Consider the following 18,226-nt stretch of genomic DNA (forward strand, 5'->3'; position numbering starts at 1 on the left):
GTGTCCCTCTCATCCAGCCAGGCTGAAACGCTCGAAGTGGATCTGCGGCTTGGGCACGCCCAGCTCGCGCAGGGTGCCGAGCACCGCGTTCATCATGGGCGGCGGCCCGCACAGGAAGACGTCCCGGTCGGCGATGTCCGGCACGAGCCGGCTGAGTTCCGGCGCCGCGAGCCGGTCCGGGACGGGCGACCCGGTCACCAGGTGCAGCTCGGCGCCCTTCATGGCGGCGAGGTCGCGCAGCTCGTCGTAGAGGACGGCGTCCCGGTCGCTGCTCACGCGGTAGATGACGACGGCGTGGCCCTCCAGCTCCTCCAGCAGGGCGCGGATCGGGGTGACACCGACGCCGCCCGCGATGAGGAGGGACTCGGGCCGGGTGCGGTGCATCGCGGTGAACGCGCCGTAGGGGCCCTCGGCGAAGACGCGCGTGCCGACCTTCATGTGCCGCAGGGCCGCGCTGCCGTCACCAGCCGCCTTGGCGGTGAGCCTGAGGCTGCGGCCGTCGGGGGCGGCGGACAGCGAGAAGGGGTTGGCCTGCCACCAGCGGTCCCGGGTCATGAAACGCCACAGGAAGAACTGGCCGGCCCGTGCGCCCATCTGATCCAGGTCGCGGCCGGTGATGTAGACGGAGACGACGTTGTCGGACTCGGGGACGACGGCCGAGACGCGCAGCTGGTGGCGCCAGTTCCGCCACAGCGGCAGCACCGCCCGGCCCAGGACCACCGCGCCGAGCGCGAAGCCCCACAGGGTCCACCAGTAGGCGGTGGCCAGGGACGAGGCGACGAACGTCGTACCGACGGCCACCTCGTGCGTGAACGCCAGCACCACGGCGGCGTAGGTGTACAGGTGGATGAAGTGCCAGGTCTCGTACGCCAGTCGGCGCCGGGCCCAGCGGGCCGAGCCGACGCCGATGAAGATGATCAGCACCCAGGCGACGAGCGCGCGCAGCACGCCCTCGGTGGTCTCCGCGAGGTCGACCAGCTGGTTGACCGGGTCGAGGCCGGAGGACTCGCCGTAGCCGAAGGTGATGAAGACCACGTGGCCGACGAGCGTCCACAGCAGCGAGAAGCCGATCCAGCGGTGCCAGAGGGTCATCCGGTCCATGCCGATGCGGCGGTCGAACCAGGGCAGCCGGGCGACCAGCAGCAGCTGGAACGCCATCAGGAGTCCGCCGAGCAGGCCGCACAGGCGGCCCAGCACGATCAGGGTGTTGGAGGCGAACCCGGCCTGGACGAAGAAGTAGGCCACCACGGCAACGTTCACGGCCAGCACGGCGTACAGGCCCGTGCGGGCGGCCACCCTGGGGCGTATCGCCGTGGGGGGCGCAGGGGGCGATTGGACGGTTGTCACGGTCGGCAGCTCCTCGGTCAGGGGTCCTGGTGCACCGAGCTTCGCTGGCGGGAGCTGTCGAAGACCTGTCGTTGTTCTTTCAGGTACTTATCGATGTGGTCCAGGCTCCGACCGGGCCCATGGAGATCACGGGCGCGTGCCGCACTATGAGGGGGTGGAGAAAGTACGACTGCTCGTCGTGGACGACGACCCGCCGATCGCCGACCTCGTCGCGACGGTCGCGCGTTACGAAGGCTGGGACGCGGTCACGGCGAACTCCGGTGAGGAGGCGCTGCGCGCCGCCGCCGAGTTCCACCCGGACATCGTGGTGCTCGACCTGATGCTGCCGGACCTGGACGGCTTCGGCGTGCTCGACCGGCTGCGCCGCTCCGGGACGATGGTGCCGGTGGTGTTCCTCACCGCCCGGGACGCCGTCGCCGACCGGGTGGCCGGGCTGACCCGGGGCGGCGACGACTACCTGGTCAAGCCGTTCGCGGTGGAGGAGCTGATGGCCCGGCTGCGCACGGTGCTGCGGCGCAGCGCCGGGCCCGGCTTCCAGCGGTCCGTCCTCCAGGTCGCCGACCTCACGATGGACGAGGACACCCGTGAGGTGCGGCGCGGCGACCGGATGCTCACCCTCACCCCCACCGAGTACGAAGTGCTGCGCTACCTCATGCGCAAGTCGCCGACCGTGCTCACCAAGGCGCAGATCCTCGACCACGTGTGGGAGTACGGCTTCGGCGGCCGCTCGAACGTCGTCGAGCTGGTCGTCAGCCGGCTGCGCCGCAAGCTCGACGAGCCCGATGAGCCCGTCGCCGGCACGACTCCGCTGATCCACACCGTCCGGGGCTTCGGATATGTGATCCGGCAGGCCGCCGAGTGATCCGGCGGCTCAGGCAGACCTACCGCAGACTGCGCCTCGGCACCCGCCTCGCACTGGGCCTCGGCGTGCTGTCCCTCGTCGTCTTCGCGGTCGTCGGCACGGCGCTGACGACGTACATGCGGGACTACCTGTCGAAGCAGCTCGACGAACAGCTGGCGCAGGGCCAGATCGCCCAGTCCAAGTCCATCGCGGACTACGGCACGCTCTCCGGGAAGAAGTACTACAGCTGGTACTACGCCGTGTACGACGTGCGGGACGGCACGCCCGTGCTCCGTAAGCCCGAGGACCCCGCCGACCTGCCGGAGGACGTCGACGACTTCACCGCCGTGGCGCGGGCGCAGACCACCTCGCCCACGGAAGTCCTGCGCACCGACCACCTCGAGGGCAAGGGCGACTACCGGTTGCGCGCCTGCGAGGTCGAGTCCGGTCTGATCCTGGTCAGCGCCGCGCCGATGGCCGACATCGACGACACCGTGGGCCAGTTGATCACGATCCAGGCCGTCACCTTCGGGCTCGCGCTGCTCGCCCTGGTGGTGGCCGGCCGGGGGATGCTGCGGCGCGGTCTGAAGCCGCTGAGCGACATGGCGCACACGGCACGTGGCATCACCTCGCACGATCTGACGGACTCGGCGCGGCTGCCGGTACGGCACGACGGACGCAGCGGCGGCCCCGAGGTGGAGGAGCTGCGCACCGCGTTCAACACGATGCTGGAGCACATCGACGACTCCCTCGCGGTCCGCACGGAAGCCGAGCAGCGGCTGCGCCGGTTCGTCGCGGACGCCTCGCACGAGCTGCGCACACCGCTGATGTCCGTACGCGGCTACGCCGACCTCTTCCAGTACGCCGCCGCCAACGCCCCCGAGGAACGCGACAAGCACCTGGCCCGGCTGCGCGCCGAGGCCGCCCGGATGGGCTTCCTCCTGGACGACCTGCTGCTGCTCGCCCGGCTTGACGCCGCCGAGGTCGAGGCGCCGCTGCGGGTCCAGGAGGCGGACCTGGTGGAGCTGGTCGAGAACGCCGCGGACGCCTTCCGCGCGGCCCACACGGACCACCCGCTGACGGTGGCCACCGGCCCCTCCCGGCTGACGATGCGGATGGATCCGCAACGCGTCCGGCAGGTCCTGGACAACCTCCTCACCAACGCGGCCGTGCACACCCCGGAGGGCACGGACGTGTCCCTGTCGGTGTCGGTCACGGACGGCAGGGCCGTCGTCCGGGTCGCCGACGCGGGCCCCGGCATCCCGCCCGACGACCGGAAACGGATCTTCGACCGCTTCTACCGCGTCGACAAGGCCCGCAGCCGCGACCGCGGCGGCAGCGGACTGGGCCTCGCGGTGGCGCACTCGCTGGTGAGCGCGCACGCCGGCACGATCGACGTCACCAGCGAACCGGGCGCCACGGTGTTCACGGTCTCGCTGCCCCTCCCGAAAGGTCTTACGGACCGGTGACATGACGGGCGCGGCCCGCCTGTAAGGGCTGGTCGCAGCCCTACGTTGAGGGCATGCGCGTATTGGTCACCGGCGGTGCCGGATTCATCGGGTCCCATGTCGTCGAGTCCCTGCGGGCCCACGGCCACGACCCCGTCGTCTACGACATCAGCGACGGCCCGGCGTCGGACGTACGGGACCCCGACGCCATCCGCGCCGCCCTGCCCGGCGTGGACGCGGTCTGCCACCAGGCGGCGATGGTCGGCCTCGGCGTCGACTTCTCGGACGCGGCCGACTACGTCTCCCACAACGACCTGGGCACCGCGGTGCTGCTCACCGCCATGGCGGAGGCAGGCGTACGACGTCTGGTGCTGGCCGGGTCGATGGTGGTGTACGGCGAGGGCCGGTACTCGTGCGAGTGGCACGGCGCGGTGCGACCGGGCCCCCGTTCGGTCGCCGCCCTGGAGTCGGGCCGCTTCGAACCGCTCTGCCCGGTCTGCGGCGAGGACCTGTCCCCCGGCCTGGTCGCCGAGGACGCCCCCGTAGACCCACGCAACGTGTACGCGACGACCAAGCTCACCCAGGAGCACCTGGCGGCGGCCTGGGCACGGACGACAGGCGGCTCGGCGATCTCACTGCGCTACCACAACGTCTACGGCCCCGGCATGCCCCGCGACACCCCCTACGCAGGCGTCGCCTCCTTCTTCCGCTCCGCCCTCGCCCGCGGCGAATCCCCCCGCGTCTACGAAGACGGCCACCAACGCCGCGACTTCGTCCACGTACGCGACGTGGCCTCGGCCAACGTGGCAGCCCTGGAGGGGAATCCCACACCAGGCACCCTCACCGCATACAACACCGGCAGCGGCGACCCCCACACGGTCGGCGAAATGGCCCGAGCACTGGCAGCGGCATACGGCGGCCCGGACCCGGTGATCACCGGCGAGTTCCGCCTGGGGGACGTCCGGCACATCACAGCCGACTCGTCGAGGCTGCGGGCGGAGTTGGGGTGGAAGGCGGAGGTGGGTTTCGAGGAGGGGATGAGGGAGTTCGCGCGGGCGGAGATGCGGTCAGCCTGAGAACGAGCCCTTCCGGCAGAATTCCGGCCCACGGCTGACACTGAACTGACGCCGTCCGGCTGGACATACCTTGGGCGGGTGCACCATCTCGCTCTGGACGACGAGAAGTTCAGCCGCCCCGGAAGGAAGGGGAGCTCGCCGACGCCGATCTGAACGGCCACTTGGACGTCGTGCGCGAACTCATCGACGGCAGACAGAGGTTGGGTTCAGGGGGCGCGGTGGCAGGATGACGTGGTGTCCGACTCTCTCCGTGAACTGTGGCTGCGCGGCATCGCCTTCAATCCGGCGGCGCCCGCCGAAGTGCTGATACGTCTCCTGGACGAAGCGGCCGGTGAGGCCGGCTCGCTGATGTGCGAGGGCCGCGACCTGCCCGACGCCGTCATCGACGCGGCCCTGAGCCACCCGGTCGAGCGGATCCGCAGCGCCCTCGCCCGCAACCTGCACGTCGACCCCGCACGACTCGCTCCCTTGGCCTCGGACCCTTCGGGACTCGTCCGTGCGCGTCTCGCCGGCGGCACCCGGCTCCAGCCCCGGTGGGTCCGGCCCCTGCCGGACGACATCCTCGTCACCTTCCTGACCGCCCAGGAAGGAGGCGAGGACGGCAGGGTCACCGCAAGGGAAATCGAAGGGGAGCTCTGGTCCTCCCGGCAGGTCCCTCGGTCCTTCCCGCGGGACATGGCCGGTCACGACCACCCCGCACTCCGTCTGTACGCCGCCTTCCAGTGGCAGTCGCTCACCGCTGCGCAGCGCGATGCCCTGCTCGACGACCCCGACCCCGCCGTACGGGAAGCAGCCAGGAAGGGCAACCGGCAGCTGGACCCGGAGGCGGTGGAGGCCGAGCTGCCGCCCATCGGATCACGCCCCGCGGTGTTCGTGCTCAGCACCTGTGCCCTGTCACCCGCGGTCGTCGAGCGGTGCTTCGCGGCCGACGAGGTGCACCCGCTGGCCCGGAACCGCCATACCCCGGCCGACGCCCTCGCCCGGCTCGCCCGCCACCCCGATGCAGAGATCCGCAGAGTGGTCGCCACCCGGCCCGACCTGGGACCGGCGGTGGTGGAGCTGACGCGGGATCCGGACGAGGACGTGCGGATGCGTGCCCGCCTCCAGCCTTCCATCCGTACCTGGGCCGAATTCGAGGCGGTCCAGAGTGTGGTCGATCACGGTCCCGACTGCACCTGCCCGATCCCGCAGCTGGATACAGAGCTGTCGCCGGACTGGTTCGCCGCCTGCGCGGTGTCCGAGGAACCGGTGCTCCGCCGGGTCGCGGCGAGCTGGCCCGGCCTGCCCGCAGAGCTCGTCGGGACACTGGCGCTGGATGATGACGAGGAGGTAGGATCCGGCTGGCCTGCCACCACCCGCTGGCTCCGCCGCACCTCCTCCTGGACGTCTTCGTGACCCGCCCGGCCCACCGTCCGCACCTGCTGACCCTGCCCACGTTCCCCCGCACCGGCCGGACCCATCTCATCGGCCACCCGGACCCCGAGGTCCGCGCCCTGGCCGCGGCCGACCCCACCCTGCCCGAGCCGCCGCTGGAAGACCCCGACGACGCAGTACGCCGGGCAGCCGCCGCCAACCCGGCCCTGACACCGGAGACCCTGGAAACCCTCCTCACCGGCCTCCCGCAGAGGGCGCCGCGGCCAACCCGTCCCTCCCCGTCCCCCGCATGCACGCACTCCTCGACCACTGCCTGAACGGCGCCGCCACCCCGCCGACGGTGGCCCGCCGCTGAGGGAGACCGGGTAGGGGCGGCGGGGCGAAAACCGCCCGTCACACCCCAGCCATCGGCAACGTCACCTCGAACCGACAGCCGCCTGGCACATTGTGAACCGCCGCCCGCCCCTGATGAGCCTCCACAATCCCCCGCACAATCGCCAACCCCAGCCCCGCCCCCGCCGGAGGCGTCCGCGCATCGTTCCCCCGCCATCCGGTATCGAACACCCGCGGCAGATCCTCGTCAGGAATCCCCCCACAACCGTCCGTCACGGACAACACCACACCATCGGCCGACCGTTCGGCGGCCACAGCGACCGTCCCGTCCGTCGGCGTACGCCGAATCGCATTGACGAGCAGATTGCCGAGAACCCGGCTCATCTCCTTCCCGTCCACCTCCACCGGCACTGGCTCCACCCGATCACCGACAAGCCGCACACCGTGCTCCCGCGCCAGCGGATCCGCCCCCGCGAGGGCGTCCCCGACAAGGTCGTACAGCGAGATCCGGCTGGGACTCAGCGCCAGCGTCCCCGCATGGATGCGGGAGAGTTCGAAGAGGTCACCCACCATGTCGTTGAGGCGCTCCACCTCGGTGCGGATCTGACGCAGATAGCGGTCGGGGTCGGCGGCGACACCGTCCTCCAGCGCCTCGGCCATCGCCCGCAGCCCGGCGAGCGGGGTACGCAGGTCGTGCGAGATCCAGGCGACGAGTTCACGCCGCGAGGACTCCAGAGCCCGCTCACGGGTCCGGGACTCGGCGAGTCTGATACTCGTCGCCTCCAACTCACGGCTCAGCGCGGCGAGTTCGGCGGTCGCGGGACCGACGGGCGAGGTGAAGTCGCCGCCGTCGCCGAAGGAGCGCGCGGCGAGCGCGAGGGCGCGGCTGCGGGCGACGACCCAGCGGCCGAGCACCGTCGCGGTGACGAGGGAGACCACGGCGGCCATGGCGACGACCAGCGTGACGACCTTCAGATCGTGCTCGGACAGGAACATCGCCCGCGCGACCGCGAGGGTGCCCGCGAGCATCGCGGTGACGCCGACGGCGGCGACGACGGCGAGGTGCACCGCGAGCGAGCGGCGCCGGATGAGCCGCAGAACGCCCGCGCCGAGCACGCCGGCCGCGGCGGCGCCGAGGAAGGCGAAGAGGGCGATGAGAAGCATGTCGCGCATGATCACGCCTCCCCGTTGTCGAAACCGCTGCCGAAGCCGGAGCCGGTGTCGAAACCGCTGCCGGAGCCCGTGCCGGAGCCGGCGTCGAAGCGATAGCCGACCCCCCACACCGTCTGAATCAGCCCCGGCCGCGCCGGATCGTCCTCGACCTTGCCGCGCAGCCTGCGGACATGGACGGTGACGGTCGACAGGTCGCCGAAGTCCCAGCCCCACACCTCACGCATCAGGTCCTCCCGGCTGAACACCCGGCCGGGGTGCCGGAGGAAGAACGCGAGGAGGTCGAACTCGCGGACGGTGAGGGCGAGTTCGGTGCCGTTCTTGGCGGCGCGGCGGGCCGCCGGGTCGACGGTGAGCCCGGCCGCGTGCAGGCTGGCGGACGGCTGGGCGGGACGGGCGCGGCGCAGCACGGACTCGACGCGCAGGACGAGTTCGCGGGGGCTGAAGGGTTTGGTGACGTAGTCGTCGGCGCCGACCTCCAGGCCCAGGATCCGGTCGTCCTCGTCGCCGCGCGCGGTGAGCATGATGACCGGCACGGGCCCGCGTACCCGCATCCGCCGGCACACCTCCAGGCCGTCCATGCCGGGCAGCATCAGGTCGAGTACGACGAGGTCCGGCCAGTGCGCGGCGGCCCGCTCCAGCGCGTCGGGTCCGTCCCCGGCCCGGTCGACGACGTATCCGGCCCGGTCGAGGTATCCGGACACCACCTCGGCGACGGTCGGATCGTCGTCGACGACGAGGACCCGGGCCCCGGGCCCCGCGTGCTGCTGCTGTTCCATGCCGCCAGCGTCGCACCACCCGCCCGCGGATGGTGCCCACCCCCGCTGACGTCCTTGTTTCGTAAGGAGCCGCAGTCCGGTATGCCCGTTTCGCGCTCGTAGGGTGAAAGCCGTGACGACCTCTTCTCCGACGGACCACAGCACGGACCACGGAACGGACCAGGCAGTCGACGTGGTCCTCCCCTGTCTCAACGAGGCCGAGGCGCTGCCCTGGGTCCTGGAGCGCATCCCGCCCGGCTGGCGCGCGCTCGTCGTGGACAACGGGTCCACCGACGGCTCCGCCGACATCGCCAGCGCCCTCGGCGCGACCGTCGTACGCGAGGAGCGGCGCGGCTTCGGCGCCGCCTGCCATGCGGGCCTGACGGCGGCCACCGCCGACATCGTGTGCTTCTGCGACTGCGACGCCTCCCTGGACCCGGGCGACCTCGTGCCCTTCGTACGGGAAGTGGCGGGCGGCGCGGCCGACCTGGTGCTCGGCAGGCGGCGCCCGCAGAGCCGGGGCGCCTGGCCCGTGCACGCTCGCGCGGGCAATCTGGCGCTGGCCCGGATGCTGCGCCGCCGTACCGGGCTGCGCCTGCGCGATCTGGGCCCGCTGCGGGCCGCCCGGCGCGAGCCGCTGCTCGCCCTCGGGCTCAGCGACCGGCGCAGCGGCTATCCGCTGCAGATGGTGGTGCGCGCCGCCGACGCGGGCTGGCGCATCGCCGAGCACGACGTGCCGTACTTCCCGCGCACCGGCGCCTCCAAGGTCACCGGCACCTGGCGGGGGACCTGGCAGGCGGTGCGGGACATGAGCCGCGTACTGACCGAGACCGCCGCCGAGCAGGGAGTTCGCCCGTGACCACGCTGCTCGTCATCGCCAAGGAGCCCCGGCCGGGCCGGGTCAAGACCCGGCTGACGCCGCCGTTCACGCCCGAGGAGGCGGCGGCCCTCGCCGAGGCCTCGCTCGCGGACACCCTGGACGTGGTGGCGCGAACACCGGCCACACGCCGGGTCCTGGTTCTCGACGGCAGACCGGGGCGCTGGCTGCCGTCCGGCTTCGAGGTCGTACCGCAGTGCGCGGGCGGCCTCGACGAACGTCTCGCCGCCGCCTTCGCGGGCTGCACCGGCCCGTCCCTGCTCATCGGCATGGACACCCCGCAGGTGACGCCGGAGCTGCTGACGGTGGACTTCGCCGGCTGCGACGCGTACTTCGGTCCCGCCGAGGACGGCGGCTTCTGGGCGCTGGGCCTGGCCGCACCGGACCCCGCCCTGCTGCGGGGCGTCCCGATGTCGACGCCGCACACCGGCGCCGTACAACGCGACCGCCTCGCGGGACTGCGGGTGCGGGACCTGCCGCGCCTGCGCGACGTCGACACGGCGTACGACGCCGAGGTCGTCGCCAAGGCGGCGCCCGGCGGGCGTTTCGCGGCGGAGCTGGAGCGGCTGACGACGGAGGCGCGGTGAGTGCGGTGCGGAGCGCCCAGCAGCTGGTACCGATCGTCCGGCAGCCGACCCCGGAGGGCCGTCCCTGGACCGTCGACCTCTACAGCGACGCACTGCGCACCGGGCGCGGGCCGCTCTTCCTGCGCCGTACGGACGGCTGGCTGCTGCCGCTGGACGTGGAGCGCTGGTGTGCGCGGGCCGACGCGGTGGACCTGGAGGTGCTGGCCCGGTGCGAGGGCGCGGTGCTGGACGTGGGCTGTGGTCCCGGCCGGCTGGTCGCCGAACTCGCGGCCCGGGGACGGCGCGCGCTCGGCATCGACGTCAGCGAGGCGGCCGTCGCGCACACCGTGCGGCTCGGCGGACAGGCGCTGCACCGCTCGGTGTTCGAGCCGGTGCCGGGAGAGGGCCGCTGGGGCACCGTCCTGCTCGCGGACGGCAATGTCGGCATCGGCGGCGACCCCGTCGCCCTGCTCGGCCGGCTGGACCGACTGCTGGCTCCCGGCGGGCTGTTGATCGCCGAGACTGCCCCGGTCGACGTGGACGAGCGTGTCCATGTGCACGTGACCGACGGCCGGGGCGCGGTCGGCGCCCCGTTCCCGTGGGCCCGCCTCGGCACTCCCGCCCTGCTGCGGCACGCCCACAGCGCGGGCTGGAGCGCCGTCGATCAGTGGACCTCCGGCGGCCGTTCCTTCGCCGCCCTGCGCAGCCGTCGTACGAACAGGATCGCGGAGCCCGCGAACAGTACGGCGGTGATCAGCAGCCAGCGGGCGAGGTAGGTGTCCGCGGACATGCCGGTGGAGCCGGCGTAGCGGTCCGCCACCCGCCCGCTGATCAGCGGGAACCACACAAGCAGCAGCAACAGTGACAGGGCGGCCGGCACACGGACGTAGCCGGCCGCCCACCGCCGCCCGGCCGCGCCGCACGCCGCCACCAGCGCGCGGTCGGCCGCCGCGTACAGCGGCACCAGGACCAGGTCGTGGACCACGGCGGCGCCCACGAACCACAGCACGATCTCGAACCAGTCGCCGTCGAGCAGCCGCACGCCCGCGTATCCGGCGAGCGCGAACGACGCGGCGAGCAGGAGGAGTTGGAACGGGCTGCCGACGGCGACACGCGCGCGCCTCAGAGATCGCATCTCGGGTCGCATCACAGATCTCCGAACGTCATCCGGGCCACCCACTTGGTGTTGAGCACACCGGGTGCCGCGGGCACGATGACCCGGGCTGGGTAGCCGTGGTCGGGGGACAGGTCCTCGCCGTTGACGGTCAGGGCGAGCAAGGAGCGTTCGTCGGCGACTTGGTTCGCCCGCAGGGCGGCGCGGCGGAAGGCGCCGACACGTTGCAGCGACTCCACGAAGACGTCGGTGGGATCGTCGTGGCCGACGAGCGCGGCCAGATCCCGCAGCCGTACGCCGCGCCACCACTGGTCGGAGGTCGACCAGCCCTCGACGCAGGCGATGGGCAACGAGGCGGAGTGCAGGGGGAGTTGGAGCAGGTCGGCGCGGCTGAGGCGGATGGTTCCGGTGCGGCCGGTGACGACCAGCCGCCACACCTCAGCGCCGGTCTCCGCGGGAGTGATGCCCACCTTCGCGGCCGTCTTGTTGATCTGGAAGCCGTTCGGTCCCGAGCCCGGTTCGCCGCCGCCGTGCGGGGCGAGCAGGGCGGTACGGCGCAGAAAGCCGTCGAAGCTCTGCCCGACGGTCGTGGCGAACAGCAGCAGCGAGCCGCCCCCGACGAACCACAGGGCGCCACGCCGGGACACGGTCGGCTCGGCGGGCTCCGGGGCCACCAGGTCGTCCTGCTCCTCCCTTTCCCCCCTCTCCTCCCGCAGTTGCCGCAGATTGCGCAGCGCCTTCGGCGTCTTCAGTGCGGCATGGGCGACGAACGCGGCGAAGAACACCCAGGCCCCGTAGAAGTGCAGGGCGTAGAAGGAGCCGGGGAAGATGTAGTCGAGCTGGACGTTCAGCACACCGGTGACGAACTCGAAGAGGGCACCGCCGACCAGCAGGAGCAGCGAGATCCGCTCCGCCGCGTGCGCGAGCGAGCGGGCCGGCGGCAGTGTGAACAGCCGGGGCACGACCGACCACAGCTTGGCCAGCAGCACGGGGATGAGGGCGATCCCGAGCGTGACGTGGATGCCCTGGTTGAGCCGGTACAGCCAGTGCGGGTCGGTCGGCCAGGAGAAGAGGTAGAAGCCGAGGATCCCCTTGTCCGGGGTCTTGTCGTTCACCGGATCCAGGTTCGGGTTGTAGGCGGCGTACGACACCAGCCCCGTCAGGAACAGCACCGTGATCCCGCCGAGCAGCACGATGCCGAGCACCGAGGTGAACCGCGCCCCGCGCAGCGGGCTGCGCCAGAATCCGGGCGAGAACGGAGTGGGAGGTGTGGGTCGCATGCCCCGACCGTAGGCCGGGATCACCCCAGGACAGGGTCCGCGAACCATGACGAATCTCTGACGTCCGCGCCCGTCACGCGTCCGGCGCACGCCGGGCGTCCTAGCGTTCGGACGTGACCCGCGATCTTCTGCCAGGAACCCGCCCCGACGCGCTCCCCGACTCCCGCCGGGAGCTGAGCCGCGACCTGTACATGGCGACGGCCGCCACCCTCCTTGTCGTGACCGCCGCGCTGGTCGGCCGCGCGATCGAGCGCCGCGACGACACGCTCTTCGTCCGCTGGCCCCCGCTGCTGGCGCTCTGGCACCCGCACATCGGCCCCGGCACCCCGGCCGCCCTCACCGTCGCGATCGCCGTCATCGCATACGGCCCCGTCCTGGCCGTACGCCTGCCCTGGCGCTCCCTGCTGCTCGCGGTCTGGGGGTCAGGCATGGCCTGGACATGGTCGCTGGCGCTCATCGACGGCTGGAACCGCGGCATCGCGCGGCGGCTGACGACACGCGCCGAATACCTCCAGGTCATCGACAGTTTCGGGGACATTCCGGCCACCCTGCGGGACTTCACCCAGCACATCCTGATCGACTCGCCCGACAACTGGCCCGCGCATGTCGCCGGGCATCCCCCCGCGGCCACCCTCACCTTCGTCTACCTGGACCGCATCGGCCTCGGCGGCGGCGCCTGGGCCGGTGTCTGGTGCATCACCGTCGGCACCACCGCCGCCCTCGCCATCCTCGTCACCGTCCGCCTCCTCACCGACGAGCACTTGGCCCGCCGCGCCGCGCCCTTCCTGGTCCTGGCCCCGGGGGCGGTGTGGATGGGCACCTCCGCCGACGCCTACTTCGCGGCGGTCGCCGCCTGGGCGGTCGCGTTCCTGGCACTGGCGGTCACAGGCCACCGGCCACCCTGGACCGGCCTGGCCTCCGGCCTCCTGTTCGGCCTGACGCTCTACCTGTCGTACGGCCTCACGCTCTTCGCGCTGATCGCCGCGGCCGTCCTCTTGCTGGGGACCCACCGCATCAGACCGCTCCCCTTCGTGCTCGCCGGATTCGTGGTCGTCCCCATCCTCTTCACCGCACTGGGCTTCTACTGGTGGGAGGCGTACGACCTGCTGGTCACCCGCTACCACGAGGGCGTGGGCGGTGTCCGGCCGTACGGCTACTGGGTGTGGGCCAACTTCGCGTGCACGGTGCTGGTGGTGGGCCTCGCGACAGCGGCCGGGCTGCGGCGGACCGGGGTGGCGCTGCTCCGGCGGGACGACAAGGCCGCCGTACGGCTCGGGGTGCTGGTGCTGGCGGCGCTGGTCGCGATGGTCGTCGCCGATCTGTCCGGGATGAGCAAGGCGGAGACGGAACGGATCTGGCTGCCGTTCGCGCTGTGGCTGCTGCCGGCGTGCACGTTTCTGAGGGGCGCGCGGGGGTGGCTGGCGGCGCAGGCGATCGTCGCACTTCTCGTCAACCATCTCTTGCTCACGGGCTGGTGACTCCGGCCACACCGTGACCGCGTCGCCCGTCCGCCCTCGCCTTGTCGGTTCCCGGCAACCGTCCCGTCACGCAGAAAGGGAACGCTCCCGGCGTCCCCCTTTGCTCGCCTCCTCGTACCCGTCGGTCCCGCCACAGCGTCGGGCACGACGTGGAAGGACGACGTGCGCCGTGTCCCCGCTCCAGCTCGACGAGCTCCCCAAGCCGTCGCTCACCCCCGTCCCCATCCCGGCTCCCGCCTCGGTCAGTGCCCCCACACCGGCCGCTCCCACTCCGACCACTTGCCCGCCGACCACGACGCGCCGGCGGCGGCTCCGCTGGGCACTGAGTCTGCTGCCGCTCCTGCTGATCGGCGGGTACGCGGCGTACGACTGGCCCACCGTCCATGACAGCGCCGTCCGGCTGGCCGGCGCCGACCCCTGGTGGCTGCTGGCCGGAACCGTGTTCAACATCCTGTGCTGGGTGGCCGCGTCCGTGACCCGGCAGGGCGCCCTGCCGGAACGGCTCCCGCCGGGTCCGCTGCTGGCCTCGCAGTTCGCCGCGGGCGCCGCGAATCATGTGCTGCCGGCGGGGCTGGGCGCGCACGCCGTGACCCTGCGGTTTCTGCAGAACCAGGGGATATCGATCCCCCGGGCGACCGCGTCCCTGGCGCTGTATTCGCTGGTCAAGCCGATCGTGAAGACGCTACTCATCCTCGCGTTCCTCGCCGCCTTCCCCGGCACGTTGCGCGTCGGCCAGCTCGTCCCGGACGCGTCGACGCTGGCCGTGGCCGGCCTCGGCATCGTCTGCGTGCTCGGCGCGGCGGCCTTGCTGGTGACGGCCGTACGGCCGCTGCGGCGGCCGCTGCTCGGCTGTCTGAACTCCGCCCTGACCGACGCGCGGCTGCTGCACACCCGTCCGGTCCGGGTGCTTCAGCTGTGGGGCGGGGCGGCGGCGTTTCCGCTGCTGCAGGCCTGCGTGCTGGCCTCGGTCGGGTCGGCGCTCGGGCTGCAACTGCCCTGGGTGCATGTGATCTTCGCGTACCTGGCGGCCAGCGCCGCGGTGGGGGCCGTGCCGGCGCCTGGTGGCATCGGCCCCGTGGACGCGGCGCTGGTGTTCACCCTCGTCGTGTTCGGGGCGCCCATGGTTCTGGCCACCGGCACGGTGATCGGCTTTCGCGTGATCACCGTGTGGTTGCCGTTGTTGCCGGGGGCGTTGGTGTTGTCGGGGATGGTACGGCGGAAGATGTTGTGAGTGCTTCCGCCGGTGGTCCTTTGGCTGCGAGTCCGTTGTGGCTGGTCGCGCAGTTCCCCGCGCCCCTGACGGGGCGCTCAGCCCTCGTCGGGCGACAGCCGCACCGCGATGCTGTTGATGCAGTACCGCTGGTCGGTGGGCGTGGGATAGCCCTCGCCCTCGAACAGATGCCCAAGGTGCGAACCGCACCGGGCGCACCGCACCTCCGTCCGCACCATCCCGTGCGAACGGTCCTCGATCAGCTCGACCGCGTCGGAGTCGCGGGCGTCGAAGAAGCTCGGCCAGCCGCAGTGGGACTCGAACTTGGCGTCCGAGGTGAAGAGGTCGGCGCCGCAGGCGCGGCAGGAGTAGATGCCCTTGGTCTTGGTGTCGGTGTACTCACCGGTGAAGGCGGGCTCCGTGGCGGCCTGGCGCAGCACCGCGTACTCGCCCGGCGTCAGCTCCGCGCGCCACTGCTCTTCCGGCTTCTCGACGTCGTACGACATGGGTGTCAGCCCCTCACTGCGACAGGCGGTCCAGGATCAGCGGGCCCAGGTCGGTCACATCGCCCGCGCCCATGGTGAGAACGAGATCGCCCGCCTTGGCCATTCCCGCGATCACCGACGGCACCTCGGCCTTGTCGTGGACCGCGGTGACGTCCGCGCCCGCCACGCGCGCCGCCTCGATGATCAGCTCGCTGGTGACGCCCGGGACCGGGTCCTCGCGGGCCGGGTAGATGTCCAGGACGACGGAGGCGTCCGCGAGGGCCAGCGACTGGCCCATCTCCTTGCCCAGCTCCTGGGTGCGGGAGAACAGGTGCGGCTGGAAGACCACCAGGATCCGCGCGTCACCGGCCGCCGAGCGCATCGCCTCCAGGTCGGCGGTCATCTCCGTCGGGTGGTGCGCGTAGGAGTCGATGACCTGGACGCCCGCCGCCTCGCCCTTGAGCTGCAGGCGGCGCTTGACGCCGGTGTACGCGGCCAGCGCGGGCGCCAGTTCCGCGGCGGGGACGCCCAGCGCCACGCCGGCGGCGAGCGCGGCGACCGCGTTGTGGGCGTAGTGCCGGCCGGGGACGGAGACCGTGAAGGTGATCTCCGTGCCGTCCAGCAGGACCGTGACCTCGCTCTTCAGCCCCTGGGCCCGCACCGACAGGATCCGTACGTCCGCGTCCGGCGATTCGCCGTACGTCACCACGTGGACGCCCTCGATCCGCCGGGCCAGCTCGCGCGCGCCGTCCTGGTCCGCGGCGATCACCAGCGTGCCGCCGGGCACGATCCGGCCCGCGAAGGTCTCGAAGGACTCGTAGATCTCGTCCATCGACGCGTAGTTGGCGTGGTGGTCGAGCTCCACGTTGAGGACGATGGCGACTTCGGGCGCGTACTTGTGGAAGCTGCGGTCGCTTTCATCCGCCTCGGCGACGAAGATCTCGCCCTCGCCGTGCAGGGCGTTGGAGCCGGGGGCGTCCAGGTCGCCGCCGATCGCGTACGAGGGGGTCAGACCCAGCTCGGACAGCGAGACGGCCAGCATCGACGTGGTCGTGGTCTTGCCGTGGGTGCCCGCGACGGCGATCGGACGCAGCCCCTCCATCAGGGCCGCGAGGGCGTCGGAGCGGTGCACCACCGGGATGCCCAGCTCGGCCGCGCGGGCCAGCTCCGGATTGTCTTCGCGGATCGCCGACGACACCACGACACAGCTGGCGTCGTCGGCGAGGTACTCCGTGGCGTGCCCGATGTGCACGGTCACGCCCAGTGCGCGCAGCGCCTCGGCGGTGGCGGACTCCTTCGCGTCACTGCCCGCCACCTTCGCGCCCCGCTGCGCGAGGATCTTCGCGATCCCCGACATCCCGGCCCCGCCGATGCCGATGAAGTGCGGGCGGTCCATGGCGGTAGGAAGGCCGGGTGCCATGAGTGCTTCTCCCCAAGTGATGCGACACGTATCGAGGGGTCAGCCTATGCCTTGCTGTGGGAGAACAGCTTCAGCACCGGCACCCCCACCTTGTGCCGGGCCCGCGAGGCCCAGTCCCGGTGGAAGAACTCCTCCACGTAGTGGGGGTCGGTCAGCACGATGACCTCGTCCGCCCCGGTCTCCTCGACCAGGGCCCTGAGCGCGTCCAGCGCATGGCCCTCGATGAGTCGGCCCTCCGCCTCGCTGCCCGAGCCGCGCAGAGCCGCGAGGGACACCTCCAGGGCCTGCTCGCCGAGGGCGGCGGCGTCCTTGCCCTCCGGGCTCTCCAGCTCGCGAGCCGCCTCGTCGATCTCGCCGAGTGCGATGTCGTCGATGGCCCGCAGCAGCCGGTCGGCCTGATCGCCGCGCGGTTGGAGCAGGACGTGGAAGGAGACCGGCTCGTCCCCGTGCAAGGTGGTGACGAACTCCACGTCGGCGGATGTCAGGGCCTTCTCGATCATCAATACGCTTGTGAACACGACAGGCGTCCTTCTCCTCCGTGGGCCTTGGCCGGGCCCCTGCGGAAACCATCCTGCCCCGCGATCGCACGGGGACTGCGAGATTCAGTGTGCCCGCCGGAAGCTAAACGGAACGGTATATTCCGGCGATTACCCGACCAGCGCACTCAAGCCCGCCGGTACCTGCTGAAGAGGAACCCTTCCTCCTCCAGCAGGGACACCAGTGCGAATCGGCGCGGCACCGCGACCGTCGGCCCGCCCGCGATCCGCTGCGCGTCTCCCGCGGTGAGCATCGGAGAGACGGTCAGACACAGTTCGTCCAGCACCTCGGCCGCCACCAGCTGGCCGAGCAGGCGCGGGCCGCCCTCGGTCAGCAGCCGGGTGTGTCCGAGGTCGCCGAGGGCCCGTACGGCGCGGGCCGGGTCGACTCCGACCCCGTCCCCGGCGATCACCACCTGGGCGCCCGCCTTCTCCGCTGTCGCGATCCGGTCGGGGGCCGCGGCGGCACCCGTCAGGATCAGGGTCGGCACCGTGGGCGAGGTGAACAGCGGCAGCGAGAAGTCCAGGTCCATGCTCGCGGTGACCACCGCGATCGCCGGCGCGGGCGCCTGTCCGGCCTCCGTACGCCGCCGAGCGAACTCCTCACGCGCGCGTGCCGGACGGTACCCCTCCAGGCGTACCGTTTCCGCCCCGACCACCACCACATCCGCCAGCGCCCGCAGCGTGCCGAAGATCCGCATGTCCGTCGCACTGGAAATGGGCTGAGAGCGGCCACCGTGCTGAGCGGCACCGTCGAGCGTCCCCACCATGTTGGCCCGCAGCCACGGCTCCCGCCCACCGGGCCCGGCTTCGGGGTAGGCGTACGCGTCGGCCAGCTCGTCGAGGCTCCATTCACGGGCGTCCGGGGCTGTTTCGTAGGTCACAGGGAACAGACGTCGCATGTGGTGCAGTC

At 72.0% G+C, this 18,226-nt stretch carries 19 protein-coding genes; 10 read left to right on the forward strand and 9 right to left on the reverse strand.

All coding sequences use genetic code 11. The features are described 5' to 3' along the window. Window positions 1-9 precede the first annotated feature (9 nt). Window positions 10-1,347 (reverse strand): ferredoxin reductase family protein, encoded by a 1,338-nt coding sequence (locus tag OG828_RS12785; RefSeq protein WP_328501198.1) that lies wholly within the window; start codon window positions 1,345-1,347, stop codon window positions 10-12. Between the two features lie 136 nt (window positions 1,348-1,483). On the opposite strand from OG828_RS12785, the gene OG828_RS12790 reads away from it, so the two are divergent. The 5 genes from OG828_RS12790 (at window position 1,484) to OG828_RS12810 (ending at window position 6,403) form a co-directional block, all read left to right on the forward strand. Further along, window positions 1,484-2,209, forward strand: coding sequence for a response regulator transcription factor (locus OG828_RS12790; RefSeq protein ID WP_328437971.1), 726 nt, complete (start codon window positions 1,484-1,486; stop codon window positions 2,207-2,209). Beyond that, complete coding sequence (locus OG828_RS12795) at window positions 2,206-3,657, forward strand: sensor histidine kinase (RefSeq protein WP_328501199.1); 1,452 nt, start codon at window positions 2,206-2,208, stop codon at window positions 3,655-3,657. The genes OG828_RS12790 and OG828_RS12795 overlap by 4 nt, the downstream gene beginning before the upstream one ends. A 53-nt stretch (window positions 3,658-3,710) precedes the next feature. Next, a complete protein-coding gene (locus OG828_RS12800) occupies window positions 3,711-4,712 on the forward strand; it encodes an NAD-dependent epimerase/dehydratase family protein (RefSeq protein ID WP_328501200.1) in 1,002 nt (333 codons plus the stop codon). 234 nt (window positions 4,713-4,946) lie between these two features. Next, entirely contained in the window at window positions 4,947-6,107 is a 1,161-nt protein-coding gene (locus OG828_RS12805; protein WP_328501201.1) for a hypothetical protein, read from the forward strand. Then, entirely contained in the window at window positions 6,104-6,403 is a 300-nt protein-coding gene (locus tag OG828_RS12810) for a hypothetical protein (protein ID WP_328501202.1), read from the forward strand. Before OG828_RS12805 ends, OG828_RS12810 begins: the two co-directional genes overlap by 4 nt. A gap of 76 nt (window positions 6,404-6,479) precedes the next feature. On the opposite strand, the gene OG828_RS12815 is transcribed toward OG828_RS12810, so the two are convergent. Both OG828_RS12815 and OG828_RS12820 read right to left on the reverse strand, forming a co-directional pair. After that, window positions 6,480-7,592, reverse strand: coding sequence for a sensor histidine kinase (locus OG828_RS12815; protein WP_328354542.1), 1,113 nt, complete (start codon window positions 7,590-7,592; stop codon window positions 6,480-6,482). A 2-nt stretch (window positions 7,593-7,594) separates the two neighbouring features. Next, window positions 7,595-8,368: a response regulator transcription factor gene (locus tag OG828_RS12820; RefSeq protein ID WP_328437975.1), complete on the reverse strand. Its 774-nt coding sequence runs from the start codon at window positions 8,366-8,368 to the stop codon at window positions 7,595-7,597. Window positions 8,369-8,471: 103 nt separating this feature from the next. Here OG828_RS12820 and OG828_RS12825 point away from each other — a divergent pair, with 103 nt between their 5' ends. Genes OG828_RS12825 through OG828_RS12835 form a run of 3 tightly spaced genes read left to right on the forward strand, consistent with a single transcriptional unit; the run spans window position 8,472 to window position 10,566 of the window. Further along, the gene (locus OG828_RS12825) at window positions 8,472-9,206 is read left to right on the forward strand and encodes a glycosyltransferase family 2 protein (protein WP_443062394.1); all 735 of its coding nucleotides are present in this window, start codon (window positions 8,472-8,474) and stop codon (window positions 9,204-9,206) included. Next, the gene (locus OG828_RS12830) at window positions 9,203-9,811 is read left to right on the forward strand and encodes a TIGR04282 family arsenosugar biosynthesis glycosyltransferase (RefSeq protein WP_328354551.1); all 609 of its coding nucleotides are present in this window, start codon (window positions 9,203-9,205) and stop codon (window positions 9,809-9,811) included. The genes OG828_RS12825 and OG828_RS12830 overlap by 4 nt, the downstream gene beginning before the upstream one ends. 23 nt (window positions 9,812-9,834) lie before the next feature. Next, window positions 9,835-10,566, forward strand: coding sequence for a class I SAM-dependent methyltransferase (locus OG828_RS12835; protein ID WP_443062499.1), 732 nt, complete (start codon window positions 9,835-9,837; stop codon window positions 10,564-10,566). Here the strand turns inward: OG828_RS12835 and OG828_RS12840 are convergent. Both OG828_RS12840 and OG828_RS12845 read right to left on the reverse strand, forming a co-directional pair. Next, a complete protein-coding gene (locus tag OG828_RS12840; RefSeq protein ID WP_328501203.1) occupies window positions 10,455-10,925 on the reverse strand; it encodes a hypothetical protein in 471 nt (156 codons plus the stop codon). The genes OG828_RS12835 and OG828_RS12840 overlap by 112 nt on opposite strands. 11 nt (window positions 10,926-10,936) lie before the next feature. After that, complete coding sequence (locus OG828_RS12845) at window positions 10,937-12,184, reverse strand: molybdopterin-dependent oxidoreductase (RefSeq protein WP_328437979.1); 1,248 nt, start codon at window positions 12,182-12,184, stop codon at window positions 10,937-10,939. Between the two features lie 113 nt (window positions 12,185-12,297). On the opposite strand from OG828_RS12845, the gene OG828_RS12850 reads away from it, so the two are divergent. Then, complete coding sequence (locus OG828_RS12850) at window positions 12,298-13,662, forward strand: hypothetical protein (RefSeq protein WP_443062395.1); 1,365 nt, start codon at window positions 12,298-12,300, stop codon at window positions 13,660-13,662. Between the two features lie 169 nt (window positions 13,663-13,831). Further along, window positions 13,832-14,893, forward strand: a complete 1,062-nt coding sequence (locus OG828_RS12855) for a lysylphosphatidylglycerol synthase transmembrane domain-containing protein (protein ID WP_328501204.1) — start codon at window positions 13,832-13,834, stop codon at window positions 14,891-14,893. A 77-nt stretch (window positions 14,894-14,970) separates the two neighbouring features. On the opposite strand, the gene msrB is transcribed toward OG828_RS12855, so the two are convergent. From msrB to OG828_RS12875, 4 genes are all read right to left on the reverse strand, one after another. Continuing rightward, window positions 14,971-15,378: a peptide-methionine (R)-S-oxide reductase MsrB gene (gene msrB, locus OG828_RS12860; protein ID WP_328354563.1), complete on the reverse strand. Its 408-nt coding sequence runs from the start codon at window positions 15,376-15,378 to the stop codon at window positions 14,971-14,973. 13 nt (window positions 15,379-15,391) lie between these two features. Next, complete coding sequence (gene murC / locus OG828_RS12865) at window positions 15,392-16,777, reverse strand: UDP-N-acetylmuramate--L-alanine ligase (protein ID WP_328501205.1); 1,386 nt, start codon at window positions 16,775-16,777, stop codon at window positions 15,392-15,394. Window positions 16,778-16,821: 44 nt separating this feature from the next. Next, window positions 16,822-17,295, reverse strand: coding sequence for an indole-3-glycerol phosphate synthase (locus OG828_RS12870; protein WP_328354568.1), 474 nt, complete (start codon window positions 17,293-17,295; stop codon window positions 16,822-16,824). 146 nt (window positions 17,296-17,441) lie between these two features. Beyond that, the gene (locus OG828_RS12875) at window positions 17,442-18,215 is read right to left on the reverse strand and encodes a pyrimidine reductase family protein (protein ID WP_328501206.1); all 774 of its coding nucleotides are present in this window, start codon (window positions 18,213-18,215) and stop codon (window positions 17,442-17,444) included. Between the last annotated feature and the right edge of the window lie 11 nt (window positions 18,216-18,226).

It is taken from the genome of Streptomyces sp. NBC_00457 (assembly GCF_036014015.1).
Taxonomy (GTDB): Bacteria; Actinomycetota; Actinomycetes; order Streptomycetales; family Streptomycetaceae; genus Streptomyces.